This is a genomic window from Paenibacillus sp. sgz302148 (genome assembly GCF_056120465.1).
Genome location: NZ_JBVYOJ010000010.1, coordinates 83,331 through 99,397 on the forward strand (window position 1 = coordinate 83,331; position 16,067 = coordinate 99,397).

At 54.2% G+C, this 16,067-nt stretch carries 11 protein-coding genes; 5 read left to right on the forward strand and 6 right to left on the reverse strand.

The window, feature by feature from the left end; translation table 11 throughout:
* Positions 1-360: 360 nt before the first annotated feature.
* The gene (locus tag AC0LWM_RS16260) at positions 361-4,236 is read right to left on the reverse strand and encodes a glutaminase domain-containing protein (protein ID WP_474676014.1); all 3,876 of its coding nucleotides are present in this window, start codon (positions 4,234-4,236) and stop codon (positions 361-363) included.
* A 168-nt stretch (positions 4,237-4,404) separates the two neighbouring features.
* Between AC0LWM_RS16260 and AC0LWM_RS16265 the strand changes: the two genes are divergently transcribed.
* Positions 4,405-5,358 (forward strand): ArsR/SmtB family transcription factor, encoded by a 954-nt coding sequence (locus AC0LWM_RS16265; protein WP_474676015.1) that lies wholly within the window; start codon positions 4,405-4,407, stop codon positions 5,356-5,358.
* A 62-nt stretch (positions 5,359-5,420) separates the two neighbouring features.
* On the opposite strand, the gene AC0LWM_RS16270 is transcribed toward AC0LWM_RS16265, so the two are convergent.
* The 5 genes from AC0LWM_RS16270 to AC0LWM_RS16290 all read right to left on the reverse strand — a co-directional run bounded on the left by AC0LWM_RS16270 (position 5,421) and on the right by AC0LWM_RS16290 (position 11,705).
* Positions 5,421-6,614, reverse strand: coding sequence for a hypothetical protein (locus AC0LWM_RS16270; RefSeq protein WP_474676016.1), 1,194 nt, complete (start codon positions 6,612-6,614; stop codon positions 5,421-5,423).
* A gap of 35 nt (positions 6,615-6,649) precedes the next feature.
* Entirely contained in the window at positions 6,650-6,979 is a 330-nt protein-coding gene (locus AC0LWM_RS16275; protein WP_474676017.1) for a hypothetical protein, read from the reverse strand.
* Between the two features lie 1,146 nt (positions 6,980-8,125).
* Positions 8,126-9,085 (reverse strand): ABC transporter permease, encoded by a 960-nt coding sequence (locus AC0LWM_RS16280; protein WP_474676018.1) that lies wholly within the window; start codon positions 9,083-9,085, stop codon positions 8,126-8,128.
* A complete protein-coding gene (locus AC0LWM_RS16285) occupies positions 9,078-10,004 on the reverse strand; it encodes an ABC transporter ATP-binding protein (RefSeq protein WP_474676020.1) in 927 nt (308 codons plus the stop codon). The genes AC0LWM_RS16280 and AC0LWM_RS16285 overlap by 8 nt, the downstream gene beginning before the upstream one ends.
* Before the next feature lie 750 nt (positions 10,005-10,754).
* Positions 10,755-11,705 (reverse strand): metallophosphoesterase family protein, encoded by a 951-nt coding sequence (locus AC0LWM_RS16290; RefSeq protein WP_474676021.1) that lies wholly within the window; start codon positions 11,703-11,705, stop codon positions 10,755-10,757.
* A 617-nt stretch (positions 11,706-12,322) separates the two neighbouring features.
* Between AC0LWM_RS16290 and AC0LWM_RS16295 the strand changes: the two genes are divergently transcribed.
* The 4 genes from AC0LWM_RS16295 (at position 12,323) to AC0LWM_RS16310 (ending at position 16,045) form a co-directional block, all read left to right on the forward strand.
* Entirely contained in the window at positions 12,323-13,267 is a 945-nt protein-coding gene (locus tag AC0LWM_RS16295; RefSeq protein ID WP_474676022.1) for an ABC transporter permease, read from the forward strand.
* Between the two features lie 64 nt (positions 13,268-13,331).
* Entirely contained in the window at positions 13,332-14,210 is an 879-nt protein-coding gene (locus AC0LWM_RS16300) for a carbohydrate ABC transporter permease (protein WP_474676023.1), read from the forward strand.
* Positions 14,211-14,385: 175 nt separating this feature from the next.
* Positions 14,386-15,903: an ABC transporter substrate-binding protein gene (locus AC0LWM_RS16305; protein WP_474676024.1), complete on the forward strand. Its 1,518-nt coding sequence runs from the start codon at positions 14,386-14,388 to the stop codon at positions 15,901-15,903.
* Complete coding sequence (locus AC0LWM_RS16310) at positions 15,878-16,045, forward strand: hypothetical protein (RefSeq protein ID WP_474676025.1); 168 nt, start codon at positions 15,878-15,880, stop codon at positions 16,043-16,045. Before AC0LWM_RS16305 ends, AC0LWM_RS16310 begins: the two co-directional genes overlap by 26 nt.
* Positions 16,046-16,067: the final 22 nt, after the last annotated feature.

Below are 16,067 nucleotides of genomic sequence, written 5' to 3' on the forward strand. Positions count from 1 at the left end.
ATGTTTTTAGTATAGGGCGGCGCGAAGTGCAATTTAAGTAGATATTGTCATGAAGCTCGGGTGACAAACGTCATATCGGCACAACGCAAAAAAGCCGCAAGCGGCTGACTTAGGTCAACTTGCTTGCGGCTTCCGTCGCTGCTTCGCGGAGGGGGGAATGCGCATATTGCCACGGTTTGTGCCGCCGTTCGGCGTTGTTGATTCTGCGGCTTCCGTGGCTGTGAGGCAGAAGATACGTGCAGATTCTCAGGCTTCCGTGGCCGTTAGGCAGTATGATATGCGCAAATCCCCAGCTCGCGTTGCGGCGTGGCGCGACGAACGAATGAAGCAAAGCCCGCGAACCGGTCTGCCTCTTGTCCGTCAGCTCCAGCGCCCGTCGACGATGTCTTTGATTTGGCTGAGCGGCGCTTTAGGCTTGCGCTCATAGGTGAGCAAACCGTTGATCTCCTGTTCGACGTCGGTAATTTGCGTATAGCATAAGCCTTGGACGACAGGGGATTCGAGCAGCGGCTTCACGACGGCGTTCAATCGCTCCAGAAAATCCTCTTCGCTCACGGCGTTCGAATAACCCCATCCCGCTTGCTCGCTGCGCCGGAAGGAGATGCCGCCAAATTCGGTGATCAGAATCGGTTCTCCGGCATATTCGCTGCCCTTCGCATAAATCGCTCTGCCAGCGGGTTTGTTCGAGAGCGCCGGCTCCAAAGAAACATAACGCTGTTCCAGCGTGCTACGCTGCCATTCATAATCGTGAATCGTGCACAAATCGGATTTGACGTGCTCCCAGCCGTCGTTTGAGATGACGGGGCGCGTCGGATCAAGCGATTTGGTCAAATTGTACATCGCCCATGCATGGTGCCGCGTCCGCGGGTCGTTATTGATGTTCGGCACGCCCCAGCTTTCGTTGATCGGAACCCAAGCGACGATGCAAGGGTGATTGTAGTCGCGCTCCACCGCTTCCTGCCATTCCCGGGTGAACCGCTGCACGTATTCGCCGGAGTATTCGTATGCGTTGGCCGCTTCGCCCCAAACGAGAAGTCCTAGCCGGTCGCACCAGTACAAGTAGCGCGGGTCTTCGACCTTCTGATGCTTGCGCGCTCCGTTGAAGCCCATCGCCTTCGTCAGCTCGACGTCGCGGCGCAGGTGTTCGTCGGACGGCGCCGTGAGCAGGCCTTCCGGGAAGTAGCCTTGATCGAGCACCATTTTCATCGCATAAGGCTGTCCGTTCAAGCAAAGCTTGCCGTCCTCGATCGTTATGCTGCGCATGCCGAAATAGCTTGTTGCCCGATCCGACTCGGTACCATCCACCAACAAAGAAAATTCGACGTCATACAGATTCGGGCGCTCCGGCGTCCAACAGTTCCACCACGAATCAAAAAGCGGCAGCCGGATCGTACGGGACTCGATGGATGTGTTGAACCGGTAACAATCTTCCGCGACGGGATTTCTCTGGAAGGAAATCCGGACGTTCAGCCGGGTGTCGGCGGAAGCGGAGAGGCCGTTCACCTTGGCGTCTAGACGAACCTCGCCGGTAGCGAGGAGCGGTGTTATTTTGACATAACCGAGATGGGTATCGTTGATCGCTTCCATCCAGACGGTCTGCCAGATGCCCGTCGTCCGCGTGTAGAAGATGCCTTCGGAATGTTCTTTCCAATACTGCTTACCGCGCGGCAGCGTAAGATCGTACGTGTAATCCTGCGCTTTGACGACGATGGTGTTGGCACCTTCCTGCAGCACGTCGGTAATGTCGGCATGGAACGGCGTGTGTCCGCCTTCGTGGAACTTGACGAGCTCGCCGTTCACCCATACCCAAGCGGAATAATCGACGGCTCCGAAATGGAGCAGCACGCGCTTGCCGTTCCAGCCGGAAGGGACGGTCACTTGTTTGCGATACCAGACGATGTCATGCACCGAGGTGTCTCCGATGCCGCTTAGCTTGCTTTGGTAGCAGAATGGCACTTCGATCGTGCGGCTGAAGGGGGCTGCGGAACGGTGCCATTGCTCGGCGAACCCGATGCCTGCGTCGTCGAACTCGAATTCCCACTTGCCGTTCAGCGTCAGCCATTCGTCGCGCTGGAATTGCGGGCGGGGGTATTCGGAACGGCTCGTATTCCGGCCGAGCCATTTCCGCTTTAGCAGTTCCATGTACAAACCGCCGACTACGGAGCGGTTGCGGAAATGAATATGGTTGCCGGAGACGGTGTCATACCAGTCGGTGATCGGGACGCGGCTTGGCGATTCGTTCAGGAACGTCCATACGCGATCGACCAGCGCTCCGAATTGCCGCGGCTGTTCGGTCAGCGAAGCCGCCCACAGAATCCAATCGATCTTCGTGTACGTATCGCGGCTGTCGAGCGGAACGCCGTACCGGTTCTGCAGCGATACGTACCGGGCGACCTCTTGTTCCTTCAGCTCCTGCGAGAACAGGTTCAGGCCGAACAGCGTATCCCAGACCATATTGTACTTCAGGCTCCACGTGCCGGGTTTGTCGAAGGTTAATTTGGTACGAATGCGAAGCGGGCTGCCTTCCTCTTGGCTGCTGCCGTCTTCATCGTCGCGAGCCTTCTCCAGCCATTGCTTCGCCATGGACGCAGCCGCTTCGGCGTACCGTGCTTGCTCTGCGGCAAAGTTTCGATGCCCGCACAGCAGCGCATAAGCGGCGATGCCCATGACCGCTTTGACGGACAGGTTGGCGTTATGCGCCAGATGGCCGGCAAAATCGTCGGTGCACAGCTGATTCTCGGGATCCAGCCCATGCTGGAGCAAATATTCGGCCCACTTCGTCAGCAGCGGCCAATGTTCCTCGGCGAAGGCGGCATTGCCGTCGGCCTTGGCAACCGCGGCGGCCATAACGAGCATGTTGCCGCATTCTTCGACCGGCATCTGATTTTCATGCGGGTGGCTGCCGTCGCTTGCGAGGCCGTAAACTTGGCCGTTCGCCTTCGGATATTGTCCGACGTCGTGCGGGGCGAAGTCGAACGGCCAAGCGTCGGACTGCGCGAACCGGAAAATCGGCCGCATCATGCCTTTGACGAATTCGGAATTATAGAGCAGGAACAGCGGTATCGACGGGTAGCTGACGTCGACCGTTCCGATGCAGCCGTTGCTGAAGTTTTCTTTGGAGACGAACAGGATGCCGTCCTGTTCGTCTTCCACGAGCTTGTGCGCGGCAATCGCTTGCCGGTACGCCAGCGCGGCGATGTCCGCGTAGCGGTCGCCGCCGGCCGTGCGCGAATCGGCGATAAGGGCCTCGTCGAACGCGGCGCAGCGCGCTTTGACTTCGGCGTAGCCGCCGAGCGCTTCGGCGACGGCCTGCTCGATCGTGGCGCCGTGGCGACGCCAGTAGGCCGGCAGCGGGCGGCCGAAATATTCGATCGCCGCGATATCGTCGTAGGCGATCGCGATCAGGCCGTCCCGAGAGCGGCGTCCGACGGCGCCGAAGTCGAGCGCCACGGCGATCGCCGGGCAGCCGTCCCGGACGGCGCGGGGCATGGCGAAGCCGCTTTCGTCGGCGATGGCGCCGCTTGCCACGAACTGGCCGCGCAGGTTTGAGGCGCTGCCGATCGCCGTTGCGACGGCGGCTTGCTCGCCGGCATCCGCGGCGAGGTACAGGTAGCCCCAGTCGATGCGGGTGTCGTCGCCGGTTTTGCCGAGCACCGGCTGCAGCTCGCTGCCAATATACGGCATGTCGGCGGCGCTGTCCAGCGGCAGCGGCTTGCGGCCCCATACGACCGTTTGCCCGGCCGTGTCGACGGCCCATTCGCCGGTGGCGTCGAGATAAGCGGCTACGCGGTGCTCCTTGCCGTCCATCGACTCGATATGTACCGCCGCATAGGAGACCGGTCTCGATAACAATTCGAGATCGTCCGGCAGCAGCGGCGTCGTGAATTCGACGATAAGGCGAACACCGCCGCCTTCGAACGTGATCTTGGTCGAGGTCGGGCGAACGCTCAGGCCGGTTTGCGGCAGGGCGGGCGGCTCTTCGACTGCCTGCGGATTCGGCGCTGTGCCGTTATGCCCGGCATCGGATTTATTTCCTGCCGAAGCTGTCTCTTCATCGTCGCTCATACGGCCGATGAAGCGCCATACGTTCCCATCAATCCGGACGAGTCCGGTCATGCCGTGGCGTTTGCCTGTCCAATGGCGGGTCGCGTCATCGGTCAGCCTGTCGGCCATGGACCATACGCTGAAATAAGGATCAACCGTTACCAGCGGAACGGCAGGTGGGCGAAATTGCATCGTTCGATTCGCTCCTTTTGGTTAATTTTTAAGTTAATCAAAAACTGATCTATTACGCAAATGATACAGCTTTACTATAGGATGAGGGTGGATATAAGTCAACTGAAAAGTTGATTAATTAACTTGTAGGTTATATAATGTGAGGAAAACGAATTGAGGAAGTGGAGCATGATCATCGAGGTTACCGCTGCCAATATCGCCGTTCTGGAATGCTTCGCATCCGTGACCCGCGTTACGATCATCGAGCTGCTCGGCGAGCGGCCTAGAAATATTAAGGAGTTGGCCGAACAGCTCGGCGTATCGTCCGCGATCGTTACCAAGCATGTACAGAAGCTGGAGGACGCCGGACTCGTCCGCTGCGAAAGCTCCGCAGGCAAACGAGGGATGCAAAAAGTGTGCCGCCTTGCCGTCGAACAGGCGACGCTGCTGTTCCAATCCCCGCTACCTGCACATTCGCCGTCAGGGTCTGTCAATGCCGCGGCGGACAGCTACTCGGTGTCGATCCCGATCGGACAATATTCCGCATGCGAAGTGAAGCCGACCTGCGGTCTTTCGTCGGATACGAAGCTGATCGGCTTAATGGACGATCCGCGCTATTTTGCCGATCCGGAGCATGTGAAGGCCGGGCATCTGTGGTTTGCGAGCGGGTATATCGAATACCGTATACCGAATTATTTGCTGCGCGGACAATCGGTTCGTTCCTTGCGCCTCAGTCTCGAGCTTTGCTCGGAGGCACCCGGCTTCAATGAGCAGTGGCCGTCGGACATCGCCTTCAGCGTGAACGGGACGGAACTGGGCGTATGGACTTGTCCGGGCGATTATGGTGCCAGCCGCGGCGTTTTTACGCCAGAATGGTTCAAACTTGGCACGCAGCACGGTTTGCTGAAAACGATTGTCGTGGATGAGCGGGGAACTTTTCTGGATGGGCTTAAGCTATCTCCGGTCACGGTTCACGACTTGAACATCGCGTTCGGGCAAGAAATCGCCTTTCGGCTAACCGCCTCCGAATCGGCCAAATATGCGGGCGGAATCAGCCTGTTCGGCCGATCGTTCGGCAACTACAATCAAGATATCGAAGTGACCGTGCAATATGCCGATGGAGAACGTTCCGGTCCTGAATAGTAGCAAAAAGATCCCCTGACGCCTGGAAGCGTAAGGAGATCTTTTTTTTTGCCTATGCCGGCTTATTTGCTTTTGCTCAGCTTCAGCTTGTTGTTTTTATCGATGGTGTACGCGATCGTAACGGTTTTTCCGTCGTATTTGACGACGAAGGCATTCGCCGTGATGTCCGTAATCTGCACATCTTCAAGAGTATCGTTGCCGGCCTTAATGCCGGCCGCCTCGAACACGTCGATCCGTTCGGCATCGGCTCCCGATCGAATCGGAATGATGTACGGGTACTGCGATATAAATTCGGTGGCGATCAGGTAGTTGTCATTCAGCCACCAGTAGTTTTGAAACATACCGGGAATATTTTGGTCCGGCGCGCTGTTGTCGTTGCTGCGAATGATGAAGTAAGTCGAGTCGCTGGTGATCCACTCGTACAGCGCCGTATATTTTTTGCCGGGTGACGGGCGTCCTTCGGTTTTCATTCGGTTCTGAATGTCCAGGTAACCGTTCAGTGACCACTGCATGCGTTGGATCGTTTGATCGTAGTCCTCGAACACGATCTTGTATTTGCTTTTGGCCGAAGTAGCGTAAAGCTTGCCTTCGAAGTTATTGTATACCGTAATCGTATTGTCATCGAATTGCACGGCTTCGACGCCTTCCTCCGCGTTAGCGTACCATCCTCCGCCGTGAATGTGGCCGTCGCTGTCGAAAAACGCTTTGGCGGACGCATTCTCCCGAACGACTGTGGCGAGGTCTTCGTTGGCGTTCAACGCCGCAACGAGCTTCTTCAGAATGTCGGCGTCCTTCAGCTTAGGCGTTTGGGCGAAGACGGCTTGCTCAACCGTTTTGCTCCCTTTGAAGCCGATGTAATATAGCGATGTTTTATAGAAAAAAAAGTCCTCCTCGACAAAGCTTGGCTTGCCGAGCTGTGCTTTGACCGAGGCGACCGAATCGCCAATGCGCAGCCGGTCGACGATGTCGCCCTTATAACGCTCGGTGACGATCAGATGTTTGCCGTTCGGGACAAGCCCGTTTTGCCAATCTGCGTTTTTGTACAAGCCGGGATTCAGCGTGAGCTCGAGAATCCGCTTATTGACGGCATGCTTGAACGAGGTGAGATAACGGACGGGATGAAGCTTGGCCTTCTCGAGTGTTGTCGCGCTGTACGGCGGCAATTTGTCGGCGCCCGGCATGACGCCGGCTTGCGCTGCTTGCGGTACGACGAGCATAACCGCGAATGCGCTGAGAGCGATGATCCATTTGCGCATGGATTTTACCTGCTTTCGTAGATTGATGAGCTCGACTACAATAACCGTAAACCGCAGGCTGGGCAATCGGCGTCTTGATGCGTCACTTTGGCCTGGCAAGCGGGGCATTCCTCTTCGAACGCTTCCGTCGGGTGCGCAGCGGATGCGGCATCCGTCTTTTTTTCTTCCGATTGGCCTTGGCGAAGATGTGCGGGTGTCCCGAACAGCGCTTCTACGATCTCTTTCATGTAGCTGTGTTTATCGGATTGGTCTGTCGTTGCCTTGATCAGCAAAAACATCGTAATCAGTATAGCGGCGGCGATCACGCCTACGATAGAATAACCGACAATATCCATCGTCGTCATTAGCGGAAGCGGCTGGAGCATGATCGACTCCTCCCAAGCGAGTATGAATAATAAGATCAGTATAGCAACTTTTGACATGGATGGACAACGCTCGGTCGCGAAAAACATAGGACGCTGGAAGCGGGAATGGGTGCGGGGGAGGTGCGGAAAAGGTGCTTGGTGCAGGGAAAGCGCAGAATAGGTGCCATGTCTGGTTAATTACTGGTAAGTTGCTGGTTAGTTGCGGGATAGGTGCGGGATGATGCGGGATGGTGCGGGATAGGTGCGGGATGGTGCGGGGCATGGGGGGCGAGAGTAGGAGCTTATTGGCTAGTGGAGCAGAACAACTGGAAAATATGTAGTTAATTTTGCGGGTTATTCCTTTCTGGAGAGAAATAACTGGAAAACATGTAGTTAAAATTGAACAATCCGCGATTTGGCGGCGAATATGTAGAAATTAAATACAGGAAATCCATGTAATTGTTCGGACCGGTGAACACGAGTAAAAAATAAATACGTATAATCCAGTTATTTTCGACGAGAGGCCGTTGTAGCGGTAGGGCTTGGCGGCTCGCCCCCCGTTAAACGGCAAAACGGCGCCGGATGGCGGCACACCGAACCATGAGGGTTCGGCGCGCTCACATCCAGCGCCGCGGTCGCGCAAGTACTACATGTATTAGGTTCGGCGCGCTCGCATCCAGCGCCGTAGTTGTGTACGCCAAATGTCTATTGTCCGACGGCCCGCTTCCAGCGCCGTGGTTGCGTACGCACCACGTGTCTTAAGTCCGACGGCTCGCATCCAGCGCCGCGGTCGCTTACGCACCACGTGTCTTAAGTCCGACGGCTCGTATCCAGCGCCGCGGTCGCTTACGCACCACGTGTCTCAAGTCCGACGGCTTGCATCCAGCGCCGCGGTCGCTTACACACCACGTGTCTTAAGTCCGACGGCTCGCATCCAGCGCCGCGGTCGCTTACGCACCACGTGTCTTAAGTCCGACGGCTCGTATCCAGCGCCGCGGTCGCTTACGCACCACGTGTCTCAAGTCCGACGGCTTGCATCCAGCGCCGCGGTCGCTTACACACCACGTGTCTTAAGTCCGACGGCTCGCTTCCATTCGGGTCCGGCGTTTCGATCGCGTATGCATTGCATCGATGCCGCAGTCGCTATCGCACTATGTTCCGCGCGTCTTACGCGGTCACGTCGCGCTTCGTGAACAATAGCCACGACACCAGGTTGAACACGGCGAAGTAGCATACGAGCACGATGATGGAGAACATCAGCGTCATGTCCGGACGAGGAGGCGTGCCGCCTTCGACATATTGGCTGAGATGGATGTTGGCGAAAAGCGTGTATTTGATCCAATCGTAGTTCCGGAAAATGCCGACTATCGTGTTGCCGACCAGCATCAGCATCAGCGAAAAAGCGATCGCCATCGACGAGCTGCGGAATGCGGCGGAAATCATAAAGGCGAATGTGACGTACAGAACAAGCTCGACGACGGCCCAGCCGTATTTTTGCAGGACATCGAGAACCATCGAGCTTTGATGAATTTCACCGTCATTGCCGAAAAACACGTTTTGCTGGTCGAAGCCGCCGAAGCCCTCGAACAAGCCTCCGAGCAGGAACGTCACGGAAAACAGCAGGACAAGCATCGCGATTGCAAAAATAAACGTGGATACGTATTTGCTCAACAAAATTTTGGCCCGGGACGCAGGGCGAATGAGCAGCAGCTTCATCGTGCCCGATGAATATTCAGCAGCAATCATGTCGGCCGCAACGATGACGGTCAAGATCGTCACGAGCATAATCAGATTCGTTGAAGATTGAACGATGCTCCACAACGTATTTTCGTTCGGATTGATGTTATGTTCGAGATAATAGTTGTTTTTCTTGATCGAGCGTTCATACCAAGACTTTTCGTTTGGCTGGGCATCCGCAGGAAGCTTGGCGAGTTCATCTTGCATGTGTTTATTCGTTTGCGTTAATTCCTGCTTCCAGTCGGTCGTGCTTGCTTTCGGTTCGTAATATTTCATCAATCCGACCATCAGCCCGATGGCGGCGATCAAAATGCCGATCATCGCCCACGTGCGGGGACGGCGGTATATTTTCATATTTTCGTTTTGTATCAATGCGGCAACACTAGACAATTTGCTCACTCCTTGTCATTTCGAGGAATTGTTCTTCAAGCGATTGGCTGATGGAACGGATACCGTAAATTTTGACGCCTTGGCGGACGAACCATTCCGTCAGTTCCGGGATTTGTTCCCGTTCGATGCGGATTTCAATGCCGTCGCCTTGCACGATCATATCCGTCAGACCCATCTCCGCCGCGAGCAGCATTCGGACGTGTTCCGGATCACTCACCTCGAAAAAGACGTTGTGCGCAGCGGATTTCGATTTCATTTCTTTGAGCGAGCGGACATCGATCAGCTTCCCCGCTTGAATAATGGCGACCCGGTCGCACATCAGCTCCATCTCGGACAGCAAGTGAGAGGAGACGACAACCGCAATGCCTTCGTTCTCCGCCAGATTGCGCAAATAATCGCGAAGCTCGCGGATGCCCGCGGGATCCAGCCCGTTCGTAGGCTCGTCGAGAATGAGCACGGACGGCTTGTGCAGAATCGCTTGTGCGACACCAAGACGTTGCCGCATGCCGAGCGAATACCGCTTTACTTTTTCGTGAATTCGGTTTTTCAGACCGACGAGCTCGACGACTTCATCGATGCGCTGCTTTGTCACGCCTTTATGCATCCGGGCATAATGAACAAGGTTCTGATAGCCGGTCAAATATTTGTACATTTCCGGATTTTCGACGATGGCGCCGACACGGCTCATCGCCTCTTCAAAATTCCGACGGACGGACACGCCGTTAACATATACTTCTCCTTCGGACATTCGGATCAATCCGACGATCATCCGGATCGTTGTTGTTTTACCCGCGCCGTTCGGTCCGAGAAACCCGAACACTTCGCCTTTCGGCACGTCCAGCGACAAATGATCGACGATCGTGCGCCGGCCGATTTTTTTCGTTACGTTGCGCAGCTGCAATACTGCCATTTCATTCATTGATTTAACCTCCACCTTTTGTTTCGCTGTGATTTAGTATACCGGAGGACGCAGGTCGGAAAGTACTGTCCGAGGTTGAGGTTTAAACTGGACTTTGGTCGCGGTTGGTTCTGGCTTCGGGGAGGGGACGGATGGAAATGGAGGAGGTTGCAGCAAGCGAGGAGTGAGTTGAATTTCAACGAATAATGGGCAGAAGCGGCAAGAGCGTCAAGAGCGGCAAGAGCGGCAGAAGCGGCTTACCGGACGGATGAGATGATTCAGAAAATTTTGGCTGAAATTCAGCAAGTAATTTCTGAAAATCGGTAGATTAAATCGAATCAGTAATCGATTCAGAAAATAATTTCTGAAATTCAGAAATTTTTGGCTAAAATCAGAAAATAATTTCTGAATTTCTCCCAAACCCGCTTATTGGCTGGGAAATTCAGAAAAATGTTTCTGAATTTAAGAAATTTTTTTCTGAGTGCAAAATAAGAGGCTCTACACACAAGCATCACGTGTTCAACGTTTATATCGTAACCTCCCGCAGGCCCTTACCTTGCCGATAGAATCGACGCCGGGGCGGGCCCCCCCGCCCGCGGATAAGAGCGCCGCCGGCAAGACCCCGCCCGCCCGCGGATAAGAGCGCTACCGGCGCAGGCATCGCCCGTCCGCCGCCGCCCACAACAAAAACACCCGCCGACCAATTGTCCGGCGGGTGTTCCGCGTGACGTTCCCGTGCGGGGACCGTCGCATCTTATCGATCGCGTCCTATTACTCCGACAGCACGCGTCCAGCAGGCGCATGCTCGACTTGCTGCTCGACGACGGTGCCGTCGGCCAGGCGCAGCCACGACTGGAAGCCGCGCTGCCCTTCGCGCAGCTGAATGACGCGCGCGCCGCGCGGGAAGCCGTCTCGGCCGTATGTGTTATAGCCGGTCGCGCGACCATAGCAGAGACGGATGCCGTGCAGGTCGCCGTCATAGTCGTTGACGTGGTCGTGTCCGACGAACGTGCCCATAACGTCGCCCATCTCGACGAGCGCGGTGAAAAAGCCGGAGTTGATGACTGGGCTACACACGCCCTCGTACTTGTAGCCGTAGCAGGTACGGGAATCCCATACGTCGTTGTATTCCGGAAGCGGAATGTGGAAGAACGCCAGTGCCGGCAGCGGCTTGCCGCCATTCTCGCGCGTCAGGGCGCTTGATTCGCGAACGTACCAGGCGATCTGATCGCGCTTGATCCAATCGTAGCCGCCGATATGCTCCGGAGCATAATCGCCGGAATCGAGGAAGTACAGCACCGCCTCGGTGTCTCCGCCGTTTGCGCTTTGCAGCTTGAGCACGTAGTTGCCGACGCCGCTAATGTCGGCAGGTCCCGGCTCCGCAAGGGAGAACGGCGCGCCAACGCGCAGCGCGAACATTTCCTCGCGAGGAATGTCGCCCTCGGAGTCATGATTGCCGAGCACATAGGTGTAAGGAATGCCGGCTTCTTCGGCGACGGCCGTCACTTCCCGAAATGCGCTTTTTGCATGCGGATTATCTTTGCTCCAAATCAAATCTCCGGTAAATACAACAAGATCGGGTGTTTCCTTCGCCAATACGTCCTTCATCAATTCAAAAGTCGGAATGTTATTCTCGCCTTCGCCGGAGTGGTGTACGTCGGTAAACTGTACGATTTTAAAAGTGCCGTCCTGGCGAAAACGCAGTTGTTTATCGTTGCTCATAATCGTATAAATTCCCCTTTCCTATTCGAAAGAAAGCTGTTTCAAATCATCTTTATCATACTGGGAAAAGCAATACAGTGTCAACGAAAATAACGCAACAAACAACATGAAAACACAACAATAAACACCGGCTGTTTTTCGTAAGAGCCAGAGCTGTTTTCTCGAAATCACAAACTTCCTCTAGAAACTCATAAACGTTCTTTCAAAATGACTCCAAAATGTTCTCCCGAAAAGTCACAAGCATCCTCTACATAAATGTTCTTTTCAAAATTAGATATTCACGCCATCGAGTGGGGTCATACTCCGCAAGGTCCCTGAAGGTAGCGAGACTCCAACTGTTCTCCCGAAAACCCCAAGCATCCTCTACAAACTCACAACGTTCTTTCGAAATCAACTGTACTCTCGAATGATACAAACATCCACTTGAAAAAGTCACAATCGTGTTATTGAAAGGTCATCGTCGTGGTGGGTGGATCGATGCGAGGCGAGGTAAGATGGGATCACACGCTACAATACCCGCAAAATAACCCGCAAAGTGGGTTCGAAGGTGATTCAGGTGTTATGCGGGGATCCCGAACTTATCAATTGTATACATCCGAGAAAGGAAGAGCGCGACGATGGCGACGGTAATTTCGCAAAAACGGAGCAGCGGTTTATGGAAACGAATCAAGAAGTACAAAATTTTGCTGCTCATGACAGTGCCCGGAATCATTTATTTGCTGATCAACAACTACTTGCCGATGTTCGGCGTTGTGCTAGCTTTTAAAAACCTCAACTATGCCAAAGGCATTTGGGGAAGCGATTGGGTCGGCTTCGACAACTTCAAGTTTTTGTTCATGTCCGAGGATGCCTACATTATTACGAGAAATACGCTCGCGTATAATTTCGTCTTCATTGTCCTTAACCTGGTACTGGCGGTCGGCGTGGCGATTTTACTGAACGAGCTGCGCAGCAAGCTGATGTCCCGCTTTTACCAAAGTGCGATCCTGCTCCCGCATCTGATGTCGGCGGCGATCGTCGCTTATCTCGTTTACGCCTTTTTGAACATGGAACACGGGTTTATCAACAGCGAAATATTGCCGATGCTCGGGATGGACGGCATCTCGTGGTACAACGAGCCGAAATATTGGCCCTACATTCTTGTCATCGTCAATGTATGGAAGAACGTCGGTTATCTCTGCATTATCTACCTGGCGGCGATTATCGGCATCGATACCGAATATTACGAGGCAGCCAAAATCGACGGCGCAAGCAAGTGGCAGCAAATAACGCGCATCACGATTCCGCTGCTCATGCCGGTCATCATCATTATGACGCTGCTGCAAATTAGCGGCATCATGCGTTCCGACTTCGGCTTGTTCTACCAAGTGCCGATGAACTCCGGTCCGTTGTTCCCGGTAACGAATACAATCGACACGTTCGTTTATCGCGCGTTGATTTCGCTTGGCGACATCGGCATGTCTTCGGCGGCGGGACTGTATCAGTCAGCAGTATGCTTCGTCCTGATTCTGGTGGCCAACTACACGGTACGCAAAATCAGCAAAAGCGACGCCTTATTTTAAAAAATACAAGACTTTATCGTTTCACGTCCTTGGCCGTCACGCCATAGATCAGGAGGTCAGCGAAATGAGCAACATCGCGAACAAAATCAATCACACCGTATTCTGGCTGTTTACGATCGCATCGATATTTCCGTTTTTGCTAGTCATTGCCGTATCCATCAGCGATGAGAAATCAATCTCGCTGCACGGGTATTCCATTTGGCCGGAACAGTTCAGCTTAGCCGCCTACCAGTTCCTATGGAACGATTTCTCCGGCATATTGCGCGCCTATGGCGTCACGTTTGCCGTGACGATCGGCGGGACGCTGATCAGCGTACTCATTACGGCGCTGTACGCGTATCCGATATCCAAGAAGGATTTGCCGTTCAAGAACACGCTGTCCTTTTTCATCTTTTTTACCATGTTGTTCGGCGGCGGACTCGTTCCTTGGTACATGATATATACGCAAGTTTTTAACATTAAGGACACGTTATTCGCTTTGTTGGTGCCGAACTTGCTTATGAGCGCCTTCAACGTGCTGATGATGCGGACGTTCTTTTCGACCTCGATACCGGAATCGGTATTGGAGTCGGCGACGATCGACGGCGCGGGCGAATTCCGGATTTTTCTGAAAATGGTCATTCCGATGTCGATGCCGGTCATTGCTACCGTATCTTTGTTCAATACACTGTCGTATTGGAACGACTGGTTCAACGCCATGATCTTCATCGATAATACGAAGTTGTACAACCTGCAATATTTAATGACCAAAACGCTCACCAACATTCAATTTCTCGCGACCAAATCGGAAAACTCGCAAGTATCCGAGCTGCTGTCGACGATGCCGACGGAGACGGTGCGGATGGCGATGGCGATTATCGGCATGGGGCCGATTGTTCTGGCTTATCCGTTCTTCCAAAAGTATTACATTCAAGGCATTACGGTCGGCGCGGTGAAAGGTTAAGACTTAAAATGTGCATCTATCTTGAAAGGGGTGATGGGCGGCAGCGGGTTGTATTGAGGCTTGCTCTAGGATGTACAATAGATGGATAACGGTTTGTATGCGGAATCATGGTTGTCATGCACTCATTCAATGTTGAAGTCGTTTGAACTTGTATCGATTCTCGGGAGGGGTTAACGTGTTAAAAACAAAAAAAGCGGCGATTGTGCTGGCTGCGTTGATGGTTTTACTGATGGCGGCGCTCGCCGGTTGCGGCGCGAAAAAAGACGAAGGCCAAAGCGGCTCGAAAGGGGAGTCCGGCGCGGAGCCTGGCGGCAAGCTGGATCCTTATAAAATCGTGCTCGTGTACCCGGGTTCGGCGACGAAAGATTTGGAAACCGTCCAAGCGGAATTAAGCAAATATTTGTCCGAAAAAATCAACGCCACGATCGAGCTGCGCCCGATTGACTGGGGAGCTTGGGGCGACAAAACGAACCTGATGAAAATTTCCAACGAAAAGTTCGATATCATCTTTACGGCGGGGTGGTTCGGCTACCGCGACGATGTCGCGAAAGGCCAGTTCATCGAGCTTGACGATCTGATCGCACAATACGGCAAAGATATCCCGACGACGGTTGGCCCGAACTTCATGAACGGCAACAAAATCGGCGGGCATAACTATGCGGTTCCAACCAACAAAGAAATCGGAGCAGCGAACGGGTTCCTGTTCCGCAAAGATTTGATCGACAAATACAAGTTCGACCTGAGCAAAGTGAAGACACGCGCCGACGTCGAAGCAATGTTCAAGACGATCAAAGACAACGAACCCGGCATTTGGCCGCTTGTCGGACCGAGCAATCCGTCGTTCGAGGAAGACGACGTCCTGTGGGACCCGGTTGGCCCCGGAGTGAGCATCGACATCCGCACGGGCGACCTGAAAGCGTTCATTGGGCAAGAAAACCCAAAATACATGGAGCGGATGAAGCACATTCGCGACTGGTACAATAAAGGCTACATCAACAAAGACGCCGCAACGATAACCGATGAGCAAGCGATGAAGATGGTGGCGGCAGGCAAAGCGTTTGCCATCTACTCGAACCTGAAGCCTGGCAAGGACAAGGAAATGTCGGTCCAATACAATGTCGACCTGGTGCAACTGCCAACCGACTCGACGTACACGACGACGGACGACGTTACCGGGGCGATGCTCGCGATCTCGCGGACTTCGGACAATCCGGAGAGAGCAATGATGTTCATGAACATGCTGTACACCGACAAGAAACTGCTGAACATGCTCGATTGGGGCGTTGAAGGCAAACATTTCGTGAAAGTATCGGACAATGTGATCGATTTCCCGCAAGGCCAAACGGTCGACTCCGTTGGCTACCAGAACGCCGCATGGATGTTCGGCAATCAGCTTAACAGCTACCTGTTCAAAAACGAAGACCCGCAAAAATGGGAAAACTTCGCCAAATTCAACGAGACGTCGACCATGTCGCCGGCGATCGGCTTCAACTTCAATCCGCAGCCGGTCAAAAACGAGATCGCCGCGCTCAGCAATGTGGATAAGCAATACATGAACGGCGTCAGAACCGGCACGCTCGATCCGGAGAAAGCGATCCCCGAGTGGCTCGCCAAGCAAAAAGCAGCGGGCATCGACAAGGTGCTGGCCGAGGTGCAGAAGCAGCTCGATGAGTGGAAGAACGCGAAAAAATAAAGATCGACAACGGGTAACCCTTGTTATCGTAAGCGCGATGCGTTTTGCGAAAACGGGGGTTGACCCGTATTTGGCGTTTGCCGGCATCGCCGCGGCAGGAGGATTTACCGGTTTGCCGGACGGCGGGGACGTTGTACACTGAGGTTATAAAATGCGGGCTTTGC